This window comes from Pseudomonas sp. NPDC086112 (assembly GCF_044746425.1).
Taxonomy (GTDB): Bacteria; Pseudomonadota; Gammaproteobacteria; order Pseudomonadales; family Pseudomonadaceae; genus Aquipseudomonas.
Map to the genome: position 1 here is coordinate 1 of NZ_JBIVCD010000077.1, position 6,458 is coordinate 6,458.

The window sequence follows — 6,458 nt, forward strand, 5'->3', positions numbered from 1 at the left end:
CGTTGCGCTGAAGTACGTTGAAGGTACCGCCACCGACGGTCCCTAACCCACAGATGCCTACTTTGACCGGTTTCACTGTGAACTCCCCATAAAACGGCCGACTCAAGGCCGGCCGTGAAAACAACCGCATACTCGCGGCTCTCTATTAATGGCCCGACAATGTTGCCGCCAGACCATGATCGTCAAGGCTGACCGTGACGATGCGAAACTATTTCGCGCCCAGTGCCAGTTTGGCGACTTGTGGCGCAGGCTGGTAGCCCGGAATGACCTGTCCGTCGGCCAAAACGATGGCCGGTGTACCGTTCACGCCGATCGACTGACCGAGGGCGAACTGCTTGGCTACCGGGTTCTCGCACTTGGCGGCCTTGATTTCCTTGCCATCGACCATTTTGTCCATGGCCGCTTTCTTGTCCTTGGAGCACCACACGGCTTGCAGTTGCTCGTCACCCGCCGAGCCCAGGCCCTGGCGCGGGAACGCAACATAACGCACTTCGATACCCAGCTTGTTCAGCTCCGGTACTTCCGCGTGCAGCTTGTGGCAGTACGGGCAGGTGGTGTCGGTGAACACGGTGATGTGTGATTTGGTTTCGCCGATGGCCGGGTAAACCACGGTTTCAGCCACTGGAATGTTATTGATCAGTTTGGAAATGCCCAGGCGCTCGGTCTTCTCGGTCAGGTTGACCGGTTTGCCGTCCTTGAGCTGGAACAGGTAACCCTGAACGACGTATTGGCCATCGGCGCTGGCATAGAGCACACGGCTGCCCTTGAGTTTGACTTCATACAGGCCTGGCAACGGGCTGGCGGTGATGCTTTCGACCGGCACGTCGAGTTCGAGGGTTTGCAGGCTTTTACGAATGGCTTTGTCGGCCGTGTCATCGGCGATGGCAAAGGTGCTGACCAACGCAATGGCTGCGGCGGCGAAAATCTGGGTCAGACGCATGAGAACTCCTGAAGGCGGACAAATGGGACGATCAGAACACCCGTGCCGAAACACCGGGTCATAACCGCCCATCGTGCAAACCGGCAAAGCCTACCACATAAGGCCAGTGTGGCCGACTCCCGGTGATGCAAGGCATCCTGAAGGCTCTGGCTTCTATGTGGGAGCGGGCTTGCTCGCGAATGCGGTGTGTCAGGCAACATCAATGTTGAATATCAGGCCTCCTTCGCGAGCAAGCCCGCTCCCACATAAAACCACTCTCACATCGGTTAGCCACGTGGGTGATGCTTGGCGTGCAGGTCCTGCAAACGTGCGCGGGCGACGTGAGTATAGATCTGGGTGGTCGACAGATCGCTGTGGCCGAGCAACATTTGCACCACGCGCAAATCGGCGCCGTGATTGAGCAAGTGTGTGGCGAAGGCATGGCGCAGGGTATGTGGAGACAACGACTTGCCGATCCCGGCGACCTTGGCCTGGTGTTTGATGCGATGCCAGAAGGTCTGGCGGGTCATCTGCTCGCCGCGCAGGCTGGGGAACAGCACATCGCTGGGGCGCCCGCCCAGCAACTCGCCACGGGCATCGCGCATGTACCGCTCGACCCAGACAATCGCCTCCTCGCCCATCGGCACCAGTCGTTCCTTGCTGCCCTTGCCCATCACCCGCAGCACGCCTTGGCGCAGGTTGACCTGTTCCAGCGTCAGGCTGATCAGCTCCGTGACCCGCAAGCCACAGGCGTAAAGCACTTCCAGCATGGCGCGGTCTCGCTGACCGATGGCTTCGCTCAGGTCTGGCGCGGCCAGCAGCGACTCCACATCGGCTTCCGACAAGGACTTAGGCAACGGCCTGCCTAGCTGGGGCATATCGACACGCAACGTCGGATCGACTGCGATCAGCTTTTCCCGCAATAAATAGCGATAGAAGCCACGCACACCGGAAAGAAACCGCGCCGTGGAACGGGGTTTGTAGTTTTGCTCCAGGCGCCAGGCCAGGTGATCGAGGATCAACTCGCGACCGGCGTTGATCAACTCCAGGCCCTTTTCCTGCAACCAACCGTTGAACAAGGCCAGGTCGCTGCGATAGGCATCGCGGGTATTATCGGAAAGGCCTTTTTCCAGCCACAGGGCGTCAAGGAACTGGTCTATCAGGGGATGATCAATGGCAGGCATGGGGTCTCGGACAGGCAGGCGTAAGGCCGCGAAAAATGAGGAGTCTTTCATAGCACGTTGGCGGCGAACATAAAATTCAGGCACAAAAAAAGCATCCCTCTCGAGATGCTTCTTTTTGCTTGAGGCGCTCAGCTTATTGTTGGGCCGGTTCGTTCTGCCCCAGGATCAACTTGCCTTCCTTGTCGACCGGAATCTGGTTGCCCGGATCGCGATCCATCCGCACTTTGCCTTCCTTGCCATCCAGCGAATAACGAACGTCGTAGCCTACAACCTTGTCGCTGATGTCATTCACGGTGTTACAGCGGGTTTGAGTGGTGGTGTAGGTGTCACGCTCCTGCATGCCTTCCTGCACCTTGTTGCCCGCATAACCGCCGCCGACCGCACCGGCCACTGTGGCGATTTTCTTGCCTGTACCGCCGCCGATCTGGTTGCCCAACAGGCCACCCGCCAGCGCGCCGACCACCGTACCGGCGATCTGGTGTTGATCTTTCACCGGCGCTTGCCGGGTAACCGTAACGTCCTTGCACACTTCACGTGGAGTCTTGATTTGTGTCTTGACCGGTTCAACGGCCAACACTTGCGCATACTCAGGGCCGCTTTTTACCAGGTTGTAGGTGGCAACAGCACCCCCGGCAGTGACACCGACAGCACCCAATACCGCACCAACCAGCAACGACTTGTTCACATGAACCTCCTGACCATCACAGACGGGACAAACCCGCGCTTCTCCCAGCCTTGGAGCATAAAAAAAGGCGCGAGTTCAATACTCGCGCCTTCTCGGGCTACAGCTGGAAAAGCGATAACCGTTATGGGCGGTCGTCGACTTCGGTCTCAGCCACCGCAGCAGGAATCAGGTCCTCGCTGCTCAGGTTCAGCCAGATCAGCACCACGTTCGCGATGTAGATCGACGAGTAAGTACCCGCCAGAACACCGATGAACAGGGCAATGGAGAAGCCGAACAGGTTGTCGCCACCGAAGAACAACAAGGCCGCGATCGCCAGCAAGGTGGAGATCGACGTCGCCATGGTCCGCAGCAGGGTTTGCGTGGTCGAGATGTTGATGTTCTCGATCAGGCTGGCCTTGCGCAGTACCCGGAAGTTCTCACGAACCCGGTCGAATACCACGATGGTGTCGTTGAGCGAGTAGCCGATGATCGCCAGCACCGCCGCCAGTACCGTCAGGTCGAAGGTGATCTGGAAGAACGACAGGATACCGATGGTCACGATCACGTCGTGGATCAGCGAAACGATCGCACCTACCGCAAACTTCCACTGAAAGCGGAAAGCCAGGTAGATCAAAATGCCGCCCAGCGCCATCAGCATGCCGAGGCCGCCCTGATCGCGCAGTTCTTCACCGACCTGAGGGCCGACGAACTCGACACGCTTGACCTGGGCCGGGTTGTCGCCGCCGACTTTTTGCAGCGCTTCAGCCACCTGGTGACCCAGTTGCGGGTCTTCGCCAGGCATGCGCACCAGAAGATCGGTAGTAGCACCGAAGTTCTGCACGATGGCTTCGTGATAACCCGCTGTCGCCAGTTGCTCACGCACCTTGGTGACATCGGCCGGACGCTCGTAGGTCAGCTCGATGAGCGTACCGCCGGTGAAGTCCAGGCCCCAGTTCATGCCCTTGGTGGCGACACTGAACAATGCCAGTGCGGTAAGGAACAATGTGACGCCGAACGCAACGTTGCGAACGCCCATGAAGTTGATTGTACGTAACATGGCAGCCCCTTAAATCCACAACTTCTTGAAGTCACGACCGCCGAAGATCAGATTGACCATCGCGCGGGTCACCATGATGGCCGTGAACATCGAGGTAAAGATCCCGAGGGACATGGTCACTGCGAAACCCTTGACCGGGCCGGTGCCCATGGCGAAGAGAATCCCGCCGACCAACAAGGTTGTCAGGTTGGCGTCGAGAATCGCGGTGAATGCCCGGCCGAAGCCTTCGTTGATTGCCCGCTGCACGGTCATGCCGGCCGCGATCTCTTCACGTATCCGCGAGAAGATCAGTACGTTGGCGTCGACCGCCATACCCATGGTCAATACGATACCGGCGATACCCGGCAGGGTCAGCGTTGCGCCCAGCAACGACATCAAGGCCAGCAACATCACCATGTTCACCGTCAGCGCGACGGTGGCGATGAGACCGAAGAAGCGGTAGATGGCCATGATGAACAGCGAGACAAACAGCATGCCCCACAGCGATGCATCGATACCTTTGGTGATGTTGTCAGCACCCAGGCTTGGGCCGATGGTGCGCTCTTCAGCGAAGTACATCGGTGCCGCCAGACCACCGGCACGCAGCAGCAGCGCCAATTCGGACGATTCGCCCTGGCCGTTCAGGCCAGTGATGCGGAACTGGGCACCCAGCGGCGACTGGATGGTCGCCAGGCTGATGATCTTCTTCTCTTCTTTAAACGTCTGAACCGGTACGTCTTTCTCGACGCCGTTGACCACTTGCTTGGTGTAAGTGGTGACCGGACGTTGTTCGATGAAGATCACCGCCATGCTGCGGCCGACGTTGCTGCGAGTCGCACGACTCATCAGCTCGCCGCCGTGGCCATCCAGACGGATGTTCACTTCTGGCGTGCCGTGCTCGCCGAAGCCAGCCTTGGCGTCTGTCACCTGGTCACCGGTGATGATCAGGCCACGCTCGATCAGCGCCGGAGGACGCTTGCCTTCACGGAACTCGAATTCCTCGGAAGTAGCTTTCGAAGCACCAGGCTCAGCCGCCAGACGGAACTCAAGGTTGGCCGTCTTGCCGAGGATACGCTTGGCTTCTGCAGTGTCTTGCACGCCCGGCAGCTCAACCACGATGCGGTTGGCGCCTTGGCGCTGAACGATAGGTTCGGCAACCCCCAGCTCGTTGACGCGGTTACGTACCGTGGTCAAGTTCTGCTTGATGGAGTATTCGCGGATTTCCGCCAGCTTGGCCGGGGTCATCGCCAGACGCAGTACCGGTTGGCCATTGAGGTCGGCCGGAACAATGTCGAAATCGTTGAAGTTCTTGCGAATCAGCGCACGCGCTTCTTCACGGGCTGCTTCATCAGTGAAGCCCAGCTGAATGGCACCACCCAGTTGCGGCAGGCTGCGATAGCGCAGACGCTCTTTACGCAACAGGCTCTTGACGTCGCCTTCGTAGACTTTCAGGCGTGCATCGAGGGCTTTGTCCATGTCCACTTCCAGCAGGAAGTGCACGCCACCGGACAAGTCCAGACCCAGCTTCATCGGGTGCGCGCCAAGGCTGCGCAGCCATTGCGGGGTGGTTTGTGCCAGGTTCAGTGCAACGACGTAGTCATCACCCAATGCCTTGCGTACGACGTCTTTGGCTGGCAGCTGATCTTCAGCCTTGGTCAGACGGATCAGACCGCCCTTGCCGCCCGCAGCCAGGGTGGCCGCCTTGACGTTGATCCCGGAGTCCTTGAGCGCGCTGCTCACACGATCCAGATCAGCCTGAGTAACCTGCAGTGCAGTGCTTGCACCGCTGACCTGAATGGCCGGGTCATCAGGGTATAGATTGGGAGCGGAATAAATCAGACCGACCGCCAGCACCGCCAGGATCAGAATGTATTTCCACAGAGGGTATTTGTTCAGCATCACGCCGCCCGCTTATGACGCGGGGCGCCTTGCGCGCCCCGTCGATTGAGTAGAAGTTGAAACTTAGATCGCTTTGAGCGTGCCTTTTGGCAGCGTGGCGGCGATGGCGCCTTTCTGGAATTTCATTTCGACGGTATCGGAGACTTCCAGAACAACGAAGTCGTCGGATACTTTGGTGATCTTGCCGGCGATACCACCGGTGGTCACGACTTCGTCACCTTTTTGCAGACTGCCCAGCAGGTTTTTCTGCTCTTTGGCGCGTTTGGCCTGTGGACGCCAGATCATCAGGTAGAAGATGACCAGGAAACCGACCAGGAAAATCCACTCAAAGCCGCCGCCCATTGGGCCTGCCGCAGGTGCAGCAGCGTCAGCCATGGCATTAGAGATAAAAAAGCTCATTTAGCACTCCAGTTGCAAATGTTGAATCTTGGGGTCAGAAAACTCAGTCCAAAGGCGGAACAGGTAACCCGCGTTTGGCGTAGAAGGCATCGACAAAGGCGGCCAATGTACCCTGTTGAATAGCCTCGCGCAAACCAGCCATAAGCACCTGGTAATGGCGCAAATTGTGGATGGTATTCAACATGCTACCCAGCATTTCGCCGCATTTGTCCAGATGGTGCAGATAAGCACGGGAGAAGTTCTGGCAGGTATAGCAATCGCAGGTCGGATCCAGCGGCGAATCATCATGTCGAAGCAACGCGTTAAGGATCTTCAGCACGCCTGTATCAAAGAAAATAAGCCCAAAGCGGGCATTAC

General features: G+C 58.3%; 8 protein-coding genes. All 8 read right to left on the minus strand.

From position 1 onward, the window contains the following. The coding region (locus ACIPLA_RS27730; protein WP_401177628.1) for a hypothetical protein at positions 1-76 on the minus strand (76 nt) is incomplete at its 3' end. 132 nt (positions 77-208) lie between these two features. Then, complete coding sequence (dsbC, locus tag ACIPLA_RS27735) at positions 209-940, minus strand: bifunctional protein-disulfide isomerase/oxidoreductase DsbC (protein WP_401177619.1); 732 nt, start codon at positions 938-940, stop codon at positions 209-211. Between the two features lie 266 nt (positions 941-1,206). Further along, on the minus strand, positions 1,207-2,103 hold the full coding sequence (xerD, locus tag ACIPLA_RS27740) for a site-specific tyrosine recombinase XerD (protein WP_123498045.1): 897 nt from the start codon (positions 2,101-2,103) through the stop codon (positions 1,207-1,209). Positions 2,104-2,236: 133 nt separating this feature from the next. Next, positions 2,237-2,788 (minus strand): glycine zipper 2TM domain-containing protein, encoded by a 552-nt coding sequence (locus ACIPLA_RS27745; RefSeq protein ID WP_123498043.1) that lies wholly within the window; start codon positions 2,786-2,788, stop codon positions 2,237-2,239. A 121-nt stretch (positions 2,789-2,909) separates the two neighbouring features. Beyond that, the gene (secF, locus tag ACIPLA_RS27750; protein WP_192344166.1) at positions 2,910-3,824 is read right to left on the minus strand and encodes a protein translocase subunit SecF; all 915 of its coding nucleotides are present in this window, start codon (positions 3,822-3,824) and stop codon (positions 2,910-2,912) included. Positions 3,825-3,833: 9 nt separating this feature from the next. After that, a complete protein-coding gene (gene secD, locus ACIPLA_RS27755) occupies positions 3,834-5,702 on the minus strand; it encodes a protein translocase subunit SecD (RefSeq protein ID WP_192344165.1) in 1,869 nt (622 codons plus the stop codon). Positions 5,703-5,765: 63 nt separating this feature from the next. Beyond that, entirely contained in the window at positions 5,766-6,101 is a 336-nt protein-coding gene (gene yajC / locus ACIPLA_RS27760) for a preprotein translocase subunit YajC (protein ID WP_008014002.1), read from the minus strand. Between the two features lie 43 nt (positions 6,102-6,144). After that, on the minus strand, positions 6,145-6,458 hold a 314-nt coding region (locus ACIPLA_RS27765; protein WP_401177625.1), incomplete at its 5' end, for a tRNA-guanine transglycosylase.